At 57.9% G+C, this 15,514-nt stretch carries 18 protein-coding genes; 5 read left to right on the forward strand and 13 right to left on the reverse strand.

The genetic code is table 11. The features are described from left to right. Window positions 1-398, forward strand: a 398-nt coding sequence (locus tag AC13CN_RS10910) for a transposase (protein WP_483053145.1), incomplete at its 5' end; no start/stop codon positions are given. On the opposite strand, the gene AC13CN_RS10915 is transcribed toward AC13CN_RS10910, so the two are convergent. The 13 genes from AC13CN_RS10915 to AC13CN_RS10975 form a co-directional block, all read right to left on the reverse strand. Then, on the reverse strand, window positions 367-1,527 hold the full coding sequence (locus AC13CN_RS10915; protein WP_483053146.1) for a TonB-dependent siderophore receptor: 1,161 nt from the start codon (window positions 1,525-1,527) through the stop codon (window positions 367-369). The genes AC13CN_RS10910 and AC13CN_RS10915 overlap by 32 nt on opposite strands. 210 nt (window positions 1,528-1,737) lie before the next feature. Continuing rightward, window positions 1,738-2,055: a DUF6693 family protein gene (locus AC13CN_RS10920; protein WP_044627911.1), complete on the reverse strand. Its 318-nt coding sequence runs from the start codon at window positions 2,053-2,055 to the stop codon at window positions 1,738-1,740. A gap of 84 nt (window positions 2,056-2,139) precedes the next feature. Beyond that, window positions 2,140-2,376, reverse strand: coding sequence for a hypothetical protein (locus AC13CN_RS10925; RefSeq protein ID WP_044627912.1), 237 nt, complete (start codon window positions 2,374-2,376; stop codon window positions 2,140-2,142). Window positions 2,377-2,422: 46 nt separating this feature from the next. After that, the gene (locus AC13CN_RS10930) at window positions 2,423-3,442 is read right to left on the reverse strand and encodes a lipid A deacylase LpxR family protein (protein WP_082051391.1); all 1,020 of its coding nucleotides are present in this window, start codon (window positions 3,440-3,442) and stop codon (window positions 2,423-2,425) included. Window positions 3,443-3,650: 208 nt separating this feature from the next. After that, window positions 3,651-4,190, reverse strand: coding sequence for a YaeQ family protein (locus AC13CN_RS10935; protein ID WP_137093229.1), 540 nt, complete (start codon window positions 4,188-4,190; stop codon window positions 3,651-3,653). An 86-nt stretch (window positions 4,191-4,276) separates the two neighbouring features. Next, window positions 4,277-4,975, reverse strand: coding sequence for a glutathione S-transferase family protein (locus AC13CN_RS10940; protein WP_483053147.1), 699 nt, complete (start codon window positions 4,973-4,975; stop codon window positions 4,277-4,279). A gap of 37 nt (window positions 4,976-5,012) precedes the next feature. Further along, window positions 5,013-5,630, reverse strand: coding sequence for a LysE family translocator (locus AC13CN_RS10945; RefSeq protein ID WP_044627915.1), 618 nt, complete (start codon window positions 5,628-5,630; stop codon window positions 5,013-5,015). A gap of 117 nt (window positions 5,631-5,747) precedes the next feature. Continuing rightward, window positions 5,748-6,521, reverse strand: a complete 774-nt coding sequence (locus AC13CN_RS10950; protein ID WP_483053148.1) for an enoyl-CoA hydratase-related protein — start codon at window positions 6,519-6,521, stop codon at window positions 5,748-5,750. A 111-nt stretch (window positions 6,522-6,632) separates the two neighbouring features. Continuing rightward, a complete protein-coding gene (locus AC13CN_RS10955; RefSeq protein ID WP_253556886.1) occupies window positions 6,633-7,529 on the reverse strand; it encodes a 3-hydroxybutyryl-CoA dehydrogenase in 897 nt (298 codons plus the stop codon). Next, a complete protein-coding gene (locus tag AC13CN_RS10960) occupies window positions 7,478-9,124 on the reverse strand; it encodes an acyl-CoA synthetase (RefSeq protein ID WP_253556882.1) in 1,647 nt (548 codons plus the stop codon). Before AC13CN_RS10960 ends, AC13CN_RS10955 begins: the two co-directional genes overlap by 52 nt. Window positions 9,125-9,214: 90 nt before the next feature. After that, on the reverse strand, window positions 9,215-11,008 hold the full coding sequence (locus AC13CN_RS10965) for an acyl-CoA dehydrogenase (protein WP_044627919.1): 1,794 nt from the start codon (window positions 11,006-11,008) through the stop codon (window positions 9,215-9,217). A 116-nt stretch (window positions 11,009-11,124) separates the two neighbouring features. Beyond that, window positions 11,125-12,495 (reverse strand): MFS transporter, encoded by a 1,371-nt coding sequence (locus tag AC13CN_RS10970; protein ID WP_062373503.1) that lies wholly within the window; start codon window positions 12,493-12,495, stop codon window positions 11,125-11,127. A gap of 135 nt (window positions 12,496-12,630) precedes the next feature. Beyond that, window positions 12,631-13,269: a class I SAM-dependent methyltransferase gene (locus AC13CN_RS10975; RefSeq protein WP_137093238.1), complete on the reverse strand. Its 639-nt coding sequence runs from the start codon at window positions 13,267-13,269 to the stop codon at window positions 12,631-12,633. A 39-nt stretch (window positions 13,270-13,308) separates the two neighbouring features. Here AC13CN_RS10975 and AC13CN_RS10980 point away from each other — a divergent pair, with 39 nt between their 5' ends. The 4 genes from AC13CN_RS10980 to AC13CN_RS10995 all read left to right on the forward strand — a co-directional run bounded on the left by AC13CN_RS10980 (window position 13,309) and on the right by AC13CN_RS10995 (window position 15,507). Then, window positions 13,309-13,692, forward strand: a complete 384-nt coding sequence (locus AC13CN_RS10980) for a VOC family protein (RefSeq protein WP_044627922.1) — start codon at window positions 13,309-13,311, stop codon at window positions 13,690-13,692. A gap of 120 nt (window positions 13,693-13,812) precedes the next feature. Further along, window positions 13,813-14,208 (forward strand): DUF4870 family protein, encoded by a 396-nt coding sequence (locus AC13CN_RS10985; protein ID WP_044627923.1) that lies wholly within the window; start codon window positions 13,813-13,815, stop codon window positions 14,206-14,208. Between the two features lie 3 nt (window positions 14,209-14,211). Further along, window positions 14,212-15,144: a lysophospholipid acyltransferase family protein gene (locus tag AC13CN_RS10990; protein ID WP_062359338.1), complete on the forward strand. Its 933-nt coding sequence runs from the start codon at window positions 14,212-14,214 to the stop codon at window positions 15,142-15,144. Between the two features lie 12 nt (window positions 15,145-15,156). Further along, a complete protein-coding gene (locus tag AC13CN_RS10995) occupies window positions 15,157-15,507 on the forward strand; it encodes a DUF4870 family protein (protein WP_044627925.1) in 351 nt (116 codons plus the stop codon). The last annotated feature ends 7 nt before the right edge of the window (window positions 15,508-15,514 follow it).

The following is a 15,514-nucleotide window of genomic DNA, read 5'->3' on the forward strand; positions in this document are numbered from 1 at the left end:
AGCGCTTCTACGGCATCTGGGACGCCACCACACGGCTCCAGGCAGAAGCCGCCCTGGACGAGTGGATAGCCACCATCCCGAAGGGCCAAAAGGAAGTCTGGAGCGATCTGGTCAGGGCAGTGGGAAACTGGCGCGAAGAGATCATGACTTACTTCGAGACGGACATGCCCGTCACCAACGCTTACACGGAGTCCATCAACCGACTGGCGAAGGACAAGAACCGTGAAGGGCGTGGTTACTCCTTCGAGGTGATGCGGGCACGAATGCTGTACACCACGAAGCACAAGAAGAAGCCCCCGACTGCAAAGGTCTCTCCGTTCCACAAGAAAACCATCGGTTACGGACTGCCGGACTTCGCAGAGGAACTCAACTACGGGGTCGATCTATCAACCATCTGAGGGTGGTATCAGGTTGGTGGGGTGAAGATGCCCAATCAACCATTAAATCCGTATACCCAACTCTTTGAGCATCCGCCATAAAGATGGTCCGATTCACATTGCCGTTAGCATCGGGCACGCTGGGGATATCCACCCAGTGCTCGCGGGTTTCGGTGCTGGAATCGGTATAGCGGGCGGTGGCAGCAAACGCCCAGCTGTCGTTGAGCTGGTGATCAACAAACAGCGTTGTTTCGATCTTTTCCCGGTCGTAGCGGTCCCAACCCGGCTCGCCAACAAATCGCTCCGAGCCAATAAAGCCCAGTGAACCCGACTCTAACGTGCCCGCCTGGGGAAGGAACTGCGCCGATACCTGGCCTTTGTTTTCCTGGCGGTTCAGTAGCAGCGTAATGTTGGTGGCGTCGCTTGGGCGCCATGTAAACGACGGTGCAAACAGATAGCCATCATCTTCCACATGATCCACCTGGGTGTCGCTGTCACGGGTTAACGCCACGAGGCGATAAAGAAACTCGCCCTCTTCATCGGCCGCCCCGGTCACGTCCAACGCCAGCTGCTTGCGGTCGTAGGAGCCGTACTGCGCCCAAACCTCACCGCTGCGCTCCTCTTGGGGTAGTTTAGAGACGCCGTTGATGATGCCGCCCAAATCAGCTTGGCCATACAGCATGGAAGATGGCCCGCGTAACACCTCCACACTCTCCAGCGCGTAGACGTTGGTGCGCACGGTGTTGTAGGAGCCATACACTTGGCGCAAACCATCCAAATAGCGGCCTGCATCTAGCCCGCGCACTTTAGCGCTGTCGCCACGAGTGTCGAATCCGAAGTTGCCCGCGTACACGCCGGGGGTATACAGCAGCGCATCTTGAATGTTTTTGGCACCGCTCTCCTGAATAAACTCTTGGTCGATCACTGACATGGAGTAAGGCTGTTCGGCCAGCGGCACATCCAGCTTGCCTACTGAGGGCTCCCGCTCAGCATCGCTGTACCCATAAAGACCGGCCGATTCAGCGGTGACTTCAACCGTATCCAGATTGACGCTGCTCTCTTGTGCATAAACTACCGGCACAGCAGCAGCCGAGGCTAAGGCAACCGCGACGCTCAGCGTGCGCAGGCGAAAGGTAGGTACAGGTTTCATCGTGAAAGATCCCAGAGCGAATATTAATGTTAATGATAGTAATTTTTATTCGTGAAAATATAGGAGGCTATACAAAGGATGTCAACGGAGGCGAAAGGTGAGTTGAGTCGGACAGGAAGATGCGTTAATGCAAATATTTCTCAAAAAATGACTGCCTGCCGAAGGTCGGCAGGCAGTGCAAGGGGCTCTTCGCTTGCGAGGGGGCTGACATTACTGCAGGCGAGAGTTATTCAACGCGTAGTTCCACACCCGGTAAAAGTAGAAAATATAGCCAAGCCCCAGGGTCAGAAATGAGATCACCATCCACAGAATAATATGGCCAACATTGCTGAAGATATTGATATCGCAAACCATTTTCCGCTCTACGCCGGTTGCGTTATCCACCACGCTGGTGCGGTTGATCACGAAGCGAGCGAAGGAGTAAGGAAAGAAAAACAGCGCAATGCCAAAGGTAATAATGGTGAGCAACACCCAGATGAGCAGGTGCCCAATAATATCTAGAATCGAGAGGTCAGCTTTAATGTTCACAGGTCGCCCTTACGCGTTAAGAAAGGGGCGAAGATTACCACTGTGCTCGCTGCCCGTGAACGGCCAGCAGGTGAAGCCTGCGCTTTAAGGGCCACGCTCACCTAGTGCCTCTTTGGCTTCCTGCACAGCCTCACGCGCTTGGCGCAGTGCCTCTTCATCGTCTTGCTGCTGGGCGCTGCGCACTGCCCAGCGTGCCTTCATCAGCGCTTTAACATGGCCGCGTTTTTCGTCGTCCGTTAGGCGTGGGTCCGTACAGCGCCACAGCCGATCTTTGGCAACAAAGTAGCGGCCATCCGGTGTATGAGGGTACTTATTTGCCATCTCGTTTCACCTTAATCAGCCGCTAGCCGCCGCTTATATTTAAGATCTAGAAGCGTTTGCTCAACGTCAGTGCGCCAAACTTATCCTGCTCATCCTGACCATCAAATTCCCGGGTACGCTGAACGGCCGCGTAGGTTACCTGCCACTCATCCCAGGCCAGCGCTAACCCAGCAGAGGCTTCAGCAATCCACTCGTTGCGATCCACTGAGTGGCTATCTCTAAACGTATTGCCATCCAATGTCAGGTTATGGGCCACGTAGTAACCTTCCACGTTAGCGAACAGGTACCACTGCCAGCCGTGTGTGCCGTTAAGATGATGGCGGCTGCCAGGGTTGGGCGTCAGCGTGGGAATCCCTTGGGCATCGTCTCCCCAACGTACGCTGTAACCTGCGCTGGCATAGGTGTACAGGTTGCCCAGTGCCGCCCCCACGCTAGGCCCATGGGAGAACTGTTTACCCGCTAAGGGGGTATCGTGCCACCACTGGCGACGCAGGTTCAGGTTAACAATGGCTTCATCGCCTAACTGGTTGCGCCAGCCACGTGGTCGATCGCTTGCAGTAACGCGGTGTACTTCCCGCTGAATGCTGTCTGCCAGCGACGAAGGGCCCAATAAGCCAACATCTAAATGCAGGTCTGTGGCCTGCTGCCAGCGTCCCATTGGCTTATCTTCATAAAGCGACACACCGCCATACACTAACCCCGCGTAAGGGCGGTCATCCTCAATCAGCTCGCGGCGCTCAATCACATTAGGCGTATAAATTTGATGCACTAGGCGGTAGGAGGCGCGATCAGCTTGACTGATGATACTATCCGGCAACGCAGCCGCTAAACGCTGGGGCCAGCTTTGCGGTTCGGGGGTAAACATCCAGTTAAGCTCGAAGCCACTGGTAAAGTGGCCGTCATCACTGCTGGCGAGTCCATCGTTTTCATGCTTAATGGAAAGCGCACTATCGTCGGCGGACGCGATAGCGGGCAGCAGGCTGAACGGTAGTACAAACAGCAGCACGGCTTTACATAAAAAAGCTGCCGGGGCTTGGGTTTTGCGATAGTAAACAGACGGCGTCATGGCTCATTCCTTGAGTTGAGAGCTGGGCAGGTAGACAAAACATACTCGGGGTGGGGAACAAACATTGTTGATTGTATGTAATCATGCAAATAGATAGCAAGCTACTTTCTGTTATGCATGTCACACGCAATGCCTACCCACCCTGAGGTACTTCCTTGTTATAACGAACTGGCAACCAGTCCGTTATTTAACGCTAGCACATGAATACCTATCGCTCCCGTAATAGCCACTGCGGGGTGATCTCGTGCTGGCCGTTTTCATCAGTGATAAACAGCGAACCGTCACTAATCATGACGGCCCAGTTAATCGCCCTCGGTAGGCCTGCTGCCACGGTGGCCAGCGCCTCTTGCGGCAATCCAGCGACGTGCACATTTTTCAAGGAAGCGACGGCGGGCAGCACCTTGCTTTCCCAGATATCCACGCGGCCATACGCCAGCAGCGAGACCCGCTCAGCGCGGCGCGAACACCAGGTTAAACGCTCGGCATCGGGCAGGCCGACTTCTATCCAGTGCAGCACTCGGCCATCCAGACTTTTTTCCCACAAGGCGGGCTCATCCACATTGGACAGCCCACGCCCGAATGCCAGCGATTCGCTGTACCAGAGAATATAAGCGATCAGCCGCGCGCACAGCCGCTCTTCCGTTTCAGAGGGATGGCGGGCCACCGTGAAACGCAACGTTTCATAGACGTTGCGATCCAGGTCAGTCAGGTTAACGTCGACTTTGTAGGGGGTAGCACTTAGCGCCATAACATGAATCTCAACATTCTCTAATGATATGCGCGCCAGTGTAGCGGATTTGAGTGATCATCGCGCAGCCATCCACGCACTACGCACTAGCCTATCGCGCGTTCGTCGCTCAACAGAGTGGCATACTTCACTGTTTCTGCTTCATGCATCGGCTCACGCCATGTCTCTTTCAACGCAGCGGCATACCAATCTTGCATGGCGGGTAGGTCTAACAGGCGCTGCACATAAGCAAGGGAGACTTCACTCAGCGTCAAGTTGAAGGTTTGTATACGAAACGCCACGGGGGCGTAAAACGCATCCACCGCGGTAAAGCGCTCACCTGCCAGAAACGGGCCGCCAAAACGCGCAAGCCCCTCCTGCCACAGCGCATCTAAACGCGCCAAGTTGCCGTTAAGCCCAGGAGAGAGTTCATTCATCGCCACGCGCACGCCACAGTTCATGGAACACTCATCCCGCAACGCGCCAAAGCTGCTATGCATCTCGGCACTGGCGGAGCGCGCCCAGGCCCGTGCCTCACGCTCTTGCGGCCATACGTTCGGGTGTGTTTCCGCCACGTACTCTACAATCGCCAGCGAGTCCCACACGGCGACATTGTGATCGTTATCCACTAGGCACGGCACCAAGCCGGACGGCGAAAAGCGCTTGAACGTGGTGTAGCTATCCCCAAAGCCACCTTCAAAGGGCATCAGATGCTCATTAAAGGGAATTTCCAGCGCTTTCAGCAGCACCCAAGGGCGCAGCGACCAGGAAGAGTAGTTCTTATTGGCGATATATAGATCAAACATGCCGCGCTCCTTATGGTGAAAATAAAATTAGCTAGCCCTATCTTGCTGCCTGCACCAGTGTATTACCTCCGAGCCCCATTAATACGCCTCCGCCAATCCGTTGAATCAACCGGGAAGAGCCATGAGACGTTTGCAGCCATGCGCGAAGCGGGCTGGCCAATAGCACCACCACCACATCCGCTGACGAGAACAGCACGTTGGTGGCAATGCCTAACCAAAGCAATTGCCATGCGACCGGCATGGCAATATCGGGCTGCACAAATTGCGGCAGAAACGCCACGAAGAAAAGCGCCGTTTTAGGGTTAAGCACTTCCACCAGAAAGCTATCGCGCAGTACCCGCTTGGTTGAAGCGAGCGGGAGTTCGTCACTGCTCGTGCGAATGCCTTGTTGCCATAAACGCACGCCCATCCAGAGCAAATAGAGTCCACCGATGATTTTCATCGCGAGATAGGCAGGTGGAATGGCCGCAAACAGCAGCGCTAACCCCAGTGCGGCGGCGATAACATGCACATAGCAACCAAGATGCACCCCAGCCACCGCCAACCAGCCCGCCCGTCGGCCACGTCCCAGCGTTTGTGCTGCGGTGTATAACATCGCAGGCCCGGGTAAATAGGCAAACCCCAGCGCGGCAAGAAGAAAGGCGGCCCACTGCATCGCGGTCACTCCGGCATAGTAAGAAATAGTAAGCCTGAGAATAAAATAAGGGGTGACGCGTGCGCCACCCCTCAAATAAGTAAAACTCGAAAAAAGAGAGCTTAGAAAAAAGAGAGCTTAGAAATTGGGTTTACGCTTTTCGACAAAGGCGCTCATGCCCTCTTTCTGCTCCTGGCCTGCAAAGCAGAAGGCAAACAGGCTGGTTTCCAGCGCCAGGGCGCTATCGAGGTCCTGGTCCATGCCGTCATGCACGGCCTGCTTGGCGCCGCGCACCGACTGCGGCCCGTTACCCTTCAGCTGCTTGGTAAGCTCTTCAACATAGTTCTCAAGCTCGGCCTGGGGCATTACCCGGTTGACGAGACCGATGCGCAGCGCTTCCTGGGCATCGATCTTGCGCCCGGTCGTCACCAGGTCGATGGCCATGGCGGGACCGACTCGGCGCGGCAAACGCTGGGTGCCGCCAAAGCCGGGAATGACGCCTAGCAGGACTTCCGGCTGGCCGAAGATGGCGTTGTCGCTGGCGACGGCCCAGTCGCAGGCCAGCGCCAGTTCGCAGCCGCCGCCAAGGCAAAACCCGTTCACCAGCGCGACCACCGGCACGGGCAGTGTTTCCAGGCGTTTGATGGTACGCAGTGCCTGGCTGGCAAATGCGCGGGCCTCTTCGGGGGTTTTATCCCGCATTTCGGTGATATCTGCCCCGGCCACAAAGGATTTTTCCCCAGCACCGGTAATCAATACCGCCCGCAGGTTGGGGTGCGCTTCAAGCTCGACTAAATACGCTTCCAAAGCGCTGAGCACTTCGCTGTTCAGCGCGTTCAAGGCTTTGGGGCGATTAATGGTCAGGCGTACCACGCCATCGTTATCAACCTTCTCGATCACTGCGTCGCTCATGGCGGCTCCTTAATTGTTATTGCGCGTAGAAGTGGTTACCACTCAACCCTAGCGAACGCTTGGTTGGGTGGCAATCACTTCTTTTGTCGCCCCCCCTAAGCTCGCAGCCTGCTATTCGTAGATATAGAACCCACGGCCACTCTTGCGGCCCAGATAGCCTGCGGCCACCATGCGCTTGAGCAGCGGGCAGGGGCGGTACTTGGGATCGCCAAAACCTTCCTGCAGCACCTCCATGATCGCCAAGCACACATCCAGGCCAATCAAATCCGCCAGCGCCAGCGGCCCCATGGGGTGGGCGGCACCCAGCTTCATGGCGTCATCGATGGCTTCCGGCGTGGCGGTGCCTTCCTGCACGATAAACGCGGCCTCGTTGATCATCGGCACCAGCAAACGGTTCACGGCAAAGCCTGGCGCATCGCCCACCGGCACTGCGGTTTTGCCCAGCGCCTTGGTCAGCGCTTCGATGCGCTCTACGGTGGCATCCGAGGTCTGCTCGGCGCGGATCACCTCGACCAACTTGAGTACCGGCACCGGGTTGAAGAAGTGCATGCCTACCACCCGCTCAGGGCGCTCGCAGACCGCCGCCAGCCGAGTCAGTGATAGAGACGACGTGTTCGACGCCAGAATAGCGTCGCTACTTAAATGGCTAAGATCCCGAAACAGCTTCTCTTTCAGAGCAGGCTGCTCAGGGGCGGCTTCGATAATCACGCTGCAGTCGCTCAGCGCATCTAGCGCCGTGGTGGTAGAGAGTCGAGCCAGTGCTTCTTGCTTGCCCTCTTCGCTCATCTTCTCTTTGGCAACAAGCTTCTCGAGCCCTTTATCGATTGCATTTTTGGCGCGGGTGAGCTGCTCGTCGGCGACATCGTACAGCCGAACGTTAAAGCCACTCGCGGCCACCACTTGGGCAATGCCCTGCCCCATGGTGCCTGCGCCTACCACGCCAATCCGTTGTTCGCTCATTGCTGTTCCTCTGACTGGTGCTGTTTGGCTTCTTCGCGCAGCACGAATTTTTGAATTTTGCCCGTCGATGTTTTGGGCAGCTCGCTAAAAATCACCGTCTTAGGCACTTTAAAGCTCGCGAGATGCTTACGGCAGTGGGCGATAATATCCGCCTCGGTGACCTCGCCGTAGCCAATTTTTAACTTAACAAACGCACAGGGCGTTTCGCCCCACTTTTCATCCGGCTTCGCGACCACGGCGGCCTCTTCCACCGCTGGATGGCTGTAAATGGCATCTTCGACTTCAATGGTGGAGATGTTTTCACCGCCCGAGATGATGATATCTTTCGAGCGATCTTTAATCTCGATATAGCCGTCGGCGTGCCATACCGCCAAGTCACCCGTGTGGTACCAGCCGCCCTCCAGCGCTTTTTCCGTGGCCTCGGCGTTTTTGAGATATCCCTTCATCACGTTGTTGCCGCGCATCAGGATTTCGCCGATGGTTTGGCCATCCTTGGCAACGGGTTCCAGCGTGACCGGATCAGCGACGCAGAGCGCTTCCAGCATGTGGTAGCGCACGCCCTGGCGTGACTTGAGTTTGGCCCGCGACTCCAGCGGCAGTTCGTCCCAGGCCGCGTGCCAGGCACATACCGTGACCGGGCCATATACTTCCGTCAGGCCATAAACGTGGGTCACTTCAATGCCCAGCTTTTCCACCCCGGCTATCACCGAGGCAGGCGGCGCGGCCCCGGCGGTGGTCACCTTCACCGGATGATCGAACACCCGCTTCTGTTCGGCGGGCAGGTTCACCAGCCCATTGAGCACGATCGGCGCACCGCTAAAGTGAGTGACGCCCTCTGCAGCGATCAAATCGGTAATGCGTTTGGGGTCTACCTTGCGTAAGCAAACGCTGACGCCTGCATTGGCGGCAATGGTCCAGGGGAAGCACCAGCCGTTACAGTGGAACATCGGTAGCGTCCACAGGTAGACAGGATGGTGCGGCATGGCCCACTCGAGAATGTTGCTCACCGCGTTCAGGTAGGCACCGCGATGGTGATACACCACGCCCTTGGGCTTGCCAGTGGTGCCGGAGGTGTAGTTCAGCGAAATCGCCTGCCACTCGTCGCTGGGCAGCCGGTAGGCGTAATCAGGGTCGCCCTCGGCCAGTAGCGCTTCGTACTCCAGCTCGCCAATGCCTTGGGTCTCGCCCAAAAATTCCGGGTCGGCCACATCGATAATCAGCGGCTTGCTTTCCAACTTGGCAACCGCCGCTTGAATCACCTCGGCAAACTCAGGGTCTACCAGAATCACCTTGGCTTCGCCGTGGGCCAGCATATAGCTAATGGCGTCGGCATCGAGGCGAATATTGAGCGTATTCAGCACGCAGCCCGCCAGCGGCACGCCGAAGTGAGCCTCGAACATCGCGGGAATATTGGGCAGCATGGCGGCCACCGTTTGCCCAGGTTGAATGTCGCGCTTTTCCAGCGCTGAGGCTAGCTGGCGGCAGCGTGTCCAGGTCTCGGCCCAGGTGCGGCGCGTCGTGCCATGCACCACAGCCGGATAATCGGGATAGATGGCCGCCGAGCGCTCGATAAAGGTGAGCGGCGAGAGCGGCACATGGTTGGCAGCGGTTGGCGGTAAGTCTTGTTCAAAGATGGAGGTCATGATCGGTTCCTGCACTCTCGCTGTTGTTATAGGACGTTTTATTATCGGACACTTATAACGAATACCGCCGCCCATAAGGCGGCGGTGGCGTTAGTGAGCCGCGCTATCGAACTGGCTAAAACAGTGCCAACCAGCCTCAATCACGGCACGCTGGGCGCGGCCAACCGGCAGCCATTGGTGAATGGCAAACTCGGCGCTGCACAGTTTGGCGCGGTAAAACGGCTCATCGCTGCCGCCGTCTACAGCCTGTTGGGCATGCAGCGCTGCAATGCCCATTTGCCAAGCGCACAGTACGTGCCCGGCAAGGTTCAACAGCGGCGTGGCGTACGCCTGTACGGCATCGGGACCGTGTTCAGGGTCGCTGCCCTGCTCCAGTACCAAGGCCATGGCGGCGCGCAGGTCGTCAGCGCCCGCCGCAAGCGCACTGCCCATGCTGGCCAGCGACGCTTCACCCCGCAGCGCTTCGGCCGTTTTATGCACGTCATCGATCAGCGCAGAGAGTGCCGCACCGCCGTCTCGCTGCAGTTTTCGGCCGGCCAAGTCCAGCGCTTGAATGCCGTTGGTGCCTTCATAGATAGGCGCAATGCGCGCATCCCGCAATAGCTGGGCCGCGCCGGTCTCTTCCACGTACCCCATGCCGCCGTGTACCTGCACGCCCATGGAGGCGATATCCACCGCTTGGTCGGTCGAGAAACTCTTCACAATCGGGATCAGAACATCGGCGCAGGCCTGAGCGGCTTGGCGTTCGGCGTCGCTCTCTGCGCGGCGAGCGATATCTAACTGCCCGGCACAGTAGAGCGCCAGGGCACGCAGCGCATCGGTACGGGCACGCATGGAGAGCAGCATCCGGCGCACGTCAAAGTGATCGCTAATGGTGCACTCGCTGCCGCCCCGCTGTTTGGGGGAGCGGCCCTGAGTGCGGTCATTCGCGTAGGCCAAGGCGTGCTGGCAGGCGCGTTCGGCCACGCCAATCCCTTGGATCCCGACCTTATGGCGCGCCTCGTTCATCATGGTGAACATGTGGTTGAGCCCGCGCCCCTCCTCCCCCACCAGATAGCCTACGGCACCGCCGTTTTCCCCAAAGCTCAGCGTGCAAGTGGGCGAGCCGTGAATGCCGAGCTTGTGCTCGATGGAGGCGCAGGTGACGTCGTTACGCTCGCCAAGCGAGCCATCGTCGTTCACCAGAAATTTGGGAACCAGGAACAGCGAAATACCCTTATTACCTTCCGGGGCATCGGGCTTGCGGGCAAGGACGAGGTGAATGATGTTCTCGGCAGCGTCGTGCTCGCCCCAGGTGATGTAGATCTTTTGGCCGCTGATGCGGTAGTGATCGCCTTCCGGAACGGCTTTGGTGCGCACTTTGGAGAGGTCCGACCCCGCCTGGGGTTCGGTGAGGTTCATGGTGCCGGTCCAGGAGCCCTCAACCAGCTTGGGCAGGTAGGTCGCTTTTAAGGCATCGCTGCCGTGATGGGCCAGCGCCTCGATGGCACCGGCGGTGAGCATCGGGCATAGCCCTAACGCCATGTTCGCGCCGTGGAGCATCTCCTGCACCGCACTGGCAACCACTTCGGGTAGGTTCTGCCCGCCCAGCTCTTCAGACACGCCAATACCGTTCCAGCCGCCCTCCACATACGCTTGATAGGCGGCGGCAAAGCCTTCAGGAGTGGTGACGCTGCCATCAGTATGGCGCTTAGCCCCCTGGCGGTCGCCCGTGCTGTTGAGCGGGCCCCAGACATCGCCCGCCAGTTTCGCAGCCTCTTCCAGCACAGCCTCGACGAGATCAGGCGTCGCCTCTTCAAACCCCGGCAACGCCAAGGAGCGGTGCGCTAACATCTCTTCGAGCACAAAGCGCAGATCTCGGACCGGCGCGGCGTAATAATTCATGGCAAAACCCCAGGCAAATGCGGTGAAATAGTAAAAACACTATCGCTGATAGTAGTTTCCCTACTTTCGCCACACCATTAGCCCAAGGTCTCACCTTACTCGATATTGCAGTTCACCTACCGACGCACCTCGGTTTCTACATCGTCGTAATAGGTAATATGGCTCTCGTCTTCCTGAGGCGGCCCTACTACGGGTTCGGCCACGTCGACCTCAGGCACAACGTCAGACAGGTCTTCCAGGTGCTCGTGCTCAAGCGCCCCTTGTACCAGCTCCTCGGTCACCACCAGCTCAGCACCTGCGGCGGTCATCGGCGCAGTGGCCGTAAACGGTGCCACCGGTACCGGTGCCGGGCGAACACTACGACGCCAGCCGAAGAACAGCACGAAGAATAGACTCAGTGAGCCAAACGCCCAGAACAAGCCAGCATCGCCCATGGCGGTCATCACCGGCGAGATCATCAGCGGGCTGATGGTGGCACCAATCGAGTTAATCAACAAAAGGCCTTGGCTCATGCGCACCAGTGCACCGGCAGGCGCGCGGTCGGCGGCATGACTAACGGCCACCGGGTAAAGCGCAAAGACGCCGCCGCCCAGCAAAAAGAGCAGCACGGCGAGCAGCGGCGTGGAGAGCGGCAACCACAGCATGGCCGCTGAAATCACTACGCAGAAGGCGCTGATACCAATCAGCACCATTTGGCGATCATGGCGATCCGACCAGCGGCCAATGGGGTACTGCAGCAACATCGCGCCAAGGACGAGCACGGCCATCATCTGACCTACCTCGTTTACGCTCATACCAATGCGCTGTAGATAAAGCGGCAGCAGCGTATAAGCAGCGGCCACCACCATGCCGGAACCTAGACTGCCCATCACGCCGGTGGGTGTCATGGTAATCAAGCGGAGAGGCGGTAGCGGCTCGGCGTGTTCGATGAGCGGCGACACGCGGGGAATCATCGCCATCGGCAGTACCGAGAGCGACGCCAACAGGCCAATCACCATAAAGGGCGCGGTGTCGCCCATGGCGCTGGTGACACCGAGCATAAGCTGCCCCAGCACCCCAGCGGCGTAAAGGGAGATCATGTACAGTGCCAGCAGGCGGCCACGCACTTTCTGGTCGCCCGCGGTCAACAGCCAGCTCTCGATGACCAGATAGACGCCTACCGTGGCCCAACCGCCCACCAGGCGCAGGGCAAACCACGCCCAAGGGTCGAAGAACAACCCCTGCAACAGCACGGTGACGGCCACCAGCGATGCAAAACTGCCGTAAGCACGAATATGGCCAATGCGCAGCAACAGGCGATCATTAAACATGGCCCCCAGGGCCAGGCCGATGAAATAGGCTGACGAGACAATCCCGATCACCGTCGCCGATTCACCTGCTGCGTCTAAGCGCACGGTAATCAGCGTGGCGAGAAAGCCATTGCCAATCCCAAGAATAAACAGCCCTAGTAGGGGCGCTAACGCCATGGCCAGCAGTTGCCGCGACATGCGTACCTCACCTTGCTCAATGGATGAATCGTTGCCGTTAACACGCCATCACATCAAACAGGCAAGAAAACGGGCGCGCAATTATTGCTTCCATAGGCGCAAAGTCAATGCTTTTTCGCCCTTATAGCAAGCAGATTAGTGTTTTCTAAAAATTACCACGTCGTTGCCAGTAAATTCGACTGTTAAACCCTGTTCAGCCGCCCACCAGCGGAAGGTCGCTTCACTAAAAAAGCACACGTGGGTTGGGTCGTTAATATAGTGCCAGCGGGCGAAGGCTTGCTGGCTCGTCACTCGCTTGGTCATCAGCCCAAGATAGCCTCCGGGTAGCAGTTGCGCGACCCGCTGGTTCAGCGCCTCGCCCGGTGCCGCCAAGTGCTCCACTACTTCGGTGGCGGTAATGAAGTCATACTGGCGAGTCAGATTCGCGGCATGGGGCGCGTAAAAGATGTCATACACATCTATATCAAAGCCCGCTTCCTCAAACATCACCGAGAGCGTTGGCCCAGGGCCGCAGCCAAAATCCAGCCCTCTTGCGCCAGGAGCTAGCTTTGTTGCCAACGGATTAAATAAACGCCCCAAAAAGCGCCGATATCCCGTATCCTGCGGCGAGTTTTGGTGCTGGTCGTACTCGGCTTTTTCGGCGGCAGCGGTTAAATGCTGCTCGCTAGGCACAAACACTAGCGCACACGTGGCACACTGGTAGTAATCACGGCGACGGTCTTGGTGGTACAGCGCAGACTCCTGCGCGTGGCATAGCGGACAGCGTCGCATCATCGTATTCTCTGGTTTTACGTTTGTATTAAGGAAAGAGGCATGCTCTCAGGTCTGGATCATCTTGTGGTTACCGTGACCGATATGGGTCGCGCAGTGGATTTTTACTCTCGTGTATTAGGCCTGGATGTACGCTATCGGGACGCTCAGCGCGTTGACTTGATGCTGGGTGACACGGCCCTGCGCTTGCACCAAACCGATACCGATATCGCGCCCATTTCAGCCACGCCGACACCGGGCAGCCTGGATTTATGCCTGCGCTGCCAGCTACCGCTGGACGAGTTTAAGCAGCACCTGGATGCACTGGCCATCGAGGTCGAGCTTGGCCCCGTGGCCCGCCAGGGTGCCAGCGGCCCCATCGAGTCGATTTACCTGCGCGACCCCGACGGCAACCTGCTGGAAATCTGCCGCCCGGCAGCGCGTTAAGCGCTCAACCCTAGGCGTGGGTGGCCTGCGGGTGATAAGTCGCACTGCCCACGCTATCATAGCGCGCAGAGAAGGTGTCCGCAGGATGCTCGAATTAAACTGAATAGAAAAGGTACGCCCATGCGTGATGACGCCCCATTGGAAGGCGAAGTGGTTAACCACCACACTTCGTCGGAAGAGACCTCCCCCGCCCCAGACACCACCATGGCCATGGTGATTTACGCTCTCTACCTGGCAAGCTTTGTGTTGGGTTTTACGTCACTAATCGGCGTGATTATTGCTTATGTCTACCGCGGCAAAGGTCCAGTATGGCTAGATGAGCACTACCGCTATCAGATCCGCACCTTCTGGATTGGCCTGCTCTACGGCAGTATCGCTACGCTGCTTACCCTGATTCTTGTTGGCTTCCCCATGCTGTTGGCGTTGGTCGTGTGGTTTATCGTGCGCTGCGTAAAGGGCTTTAAAGGGCTGCAGGAGAAGCGCGCGCCCTCCAATGTCGATAGCTGGCTACTGTAATCCATGACCGAACAGGCAACTCCCCCTGCATCGCGCTTTCAAGCCCGTGCCATTGCAACGCTATGGCGCACGCTCTCCCGCTGGCCGGTGCGCTGGCTCTGGCGCATTGCGGCTCTGGTCGGCCCGCAGGTGTATCGCTTTAGCAAACGCGAGCGCAAGGTAACCGAGATCAATCTGAAGGTGGTCTACCCCGACGCGCCTGCCAATCAACGGCAATCCCTGGCCAAACAGAGCCTACAGCACTCCACCGCGACGATGCTGGAACTCGGTCACGCCTGGATGGCCCCGCCCGAGAAGGTAGAAGCCAGCATTCTAGCGGTACATGGCCGCGACAAGCTGGATAGCGCCCGGGCCGAGGGGCGCGGCGTGATCGTGCTTGCTCCTCACTTTGGAAACTGGGAAGTGCTGAACTTTTGGCTTTCCAGCCACTTTCCGTTTACCGCTATGTACGAGCCGCCCAAAATCGCAGGGCTGGAGCCGATTATCCGCCATGGCCGCGAGCGCATGGGGGCAAAGCTCGTGCCCACTAACCCACGGGGCGTGGCGGCGCTGCTCAAAGCGCTGAAACGTAGCGAGGCCATTGGTATTTTGCCGGACCAAGAGCCGGACTGGGGTAGCGGCGTGTTTGCGCCGTTCTATGGCCGCGATTCCTATACCGCGACGCTGTTACCCAAGCTGGTGGCGCGCACACAGGCACGGGTGGTCACCGGTGTGGCCCTGCGTATTCCTGGCAAAGGCTTCGAGATCCACTTCCTAGACGCTGACGAGCGGGTGTATAGCGCTGATGATACAGAGTCAGCTACCGGCGTGAATGCCAGCGTTGAAGCCTCCATTGCCCTGGATCCGGCGCAGTATCAGTGGGAGTACAAACGCTACCGCAAAGTAGTGGAAGAGCAGCAAGGGCTGCCTAACGCCAACGATTTCCGTCTCTATTAAGTGAGGATGGGCATGACTGAGCAGTACCTCCCCAAACAGGATACGCGTCCCACGCAAATTATTTATGCCCTCTATTTAGCAGGGCTGGTCACGGCTAATGTCACGCTATTGATCGGTGTGATTATCGCCTATGTCTATCGCAAAGAAGCAGCGCCTTGGCTACAGGCCCACTACCGCTACCTCATCCGCACGTTCTGGATCGGCAGCCTCTACTTTATCGTCACGTTTACCCTGAGCCTGATCTTTATCGGGACACTGCTCTGGCCGCTGCTGGTGGTATGGCTAGGCGTGCGCTGCATTATCGGTTGGGTGGCGGTGCGTAAAGGCCAACCACCGGCACGGCCCGGTAGCTGGCTCTGGTAAGTGCGCT

Source organism: Vreelandella sp. L-25 (assembly GCF_056857535.1).

Bases quoted from the DNA above. Each gene is read 5' to 3' on its own strand.
- AC13CN_RS10915 (WP_483053146.1), bottom strand. From the start codon at position 1,527: ATGAAACCTGTACCTACCTTTCGCCTGCGCACGCTGAGCGTCGCGGTT.
- AC13CN_RS10925 (WP_044627912.1), bottom strand. From the start codon at position 2,376: ATGGCAAATAAGTACCCTCATACACCGGATGGCCGCTACTTTGTTGCC.
- AC13CN_RS10930 (WP_082051391.1), bottom strand. From the start codon at position 3,442: ATGACGCCGTCTGTTTACTATCGCAAAACCCAAGCCCCGGCAGCTTTT.
- AC13CN_RS10935 (WP_137093229.1), bottom strand. From the start codon at position 4,190: ATGGCGCTAAGTGCTACCCCCTACAAAGTCGACGTTAACCTGACTGAC.
- AC13CN_RS10940 (WP_483053147.1), bottom strand. From the start codon at position 4,975: ATGTTTGATCTATATATCGCCAATAAGAACTACTCTTCCTGGTCGCTG.
- AC13CN_RS10945 (WP_044627915.1), bottom strand. From the start codon at position 5,630: ATGCAGTGGGCCGCCTTTCTTCTTGCCGCGCTGGGGTTTGCCTATTTA.
- AC13CN_RS10950 (WP_483053148.1), bottom strand. From the start codon at position 6,521: ATGAGCGACGCAGTGATCGAGAAGGTTGATAACGATGGCGTGGTACGC.
- AC13CN_RS10960 (WP_253556882.1), bottom strand. From the start codon at position 9,124: ATGACCTCCATCTTTGAACAAGACTTACCGCCAACCGCTGCCAACCAT.
- AC13CN_RS10965 (WP_044627919.1), bottom strand. From the start codon at position 11,008: ATGAATTATTACGCCGCGCCGGTCCGAGATCTGCGCTTTGTGCTCGAA.
- AC13CN_RS10970 (WP_062373503.1), bottom strand. From the start codon at position 12,495: ATGTCGCGGCAACTGCTGGCCATGGCGTTAGCGCCCCTACTAGGGCTG.
- AC13CN_RS10975 (WP_137093238.1), bottom strand. From the start codon at position 13,269: ATGATGCGACGCTGTCCGCTATGCCACGCGCAGGAGTCTGCGCTGTAC.
- AC13CN_RS10980 (WP_044627922.1), top strand. From the start codon at position 13,309: ATGCTCTCAGGTCTGGATCATCTTGTGGTTACCGTGACCGATATGGGT.
- AC13CN_RS10985 (WP_044627923.1), top strand. From the start codon at position 13,813: ATGCGTGATGACGCCCCATTGGAAGGCGAAGTGGTTAACCACCACACT.
- AC13CN_RS10990 (WP_062359338.1), top strand. From the start codon at position 14,212: ATGACCGAACAGGCAACTCCCCCTGCATCGCGCTTTCAAGCCCGTGCC.
- AC13CN_RS10995 (WP_044627925.1), top strand. From the start codon at position 15,157: ATGACTGAGCAGTACCTCCCCAAACAGGATACGCGTCCCACGCAAATT.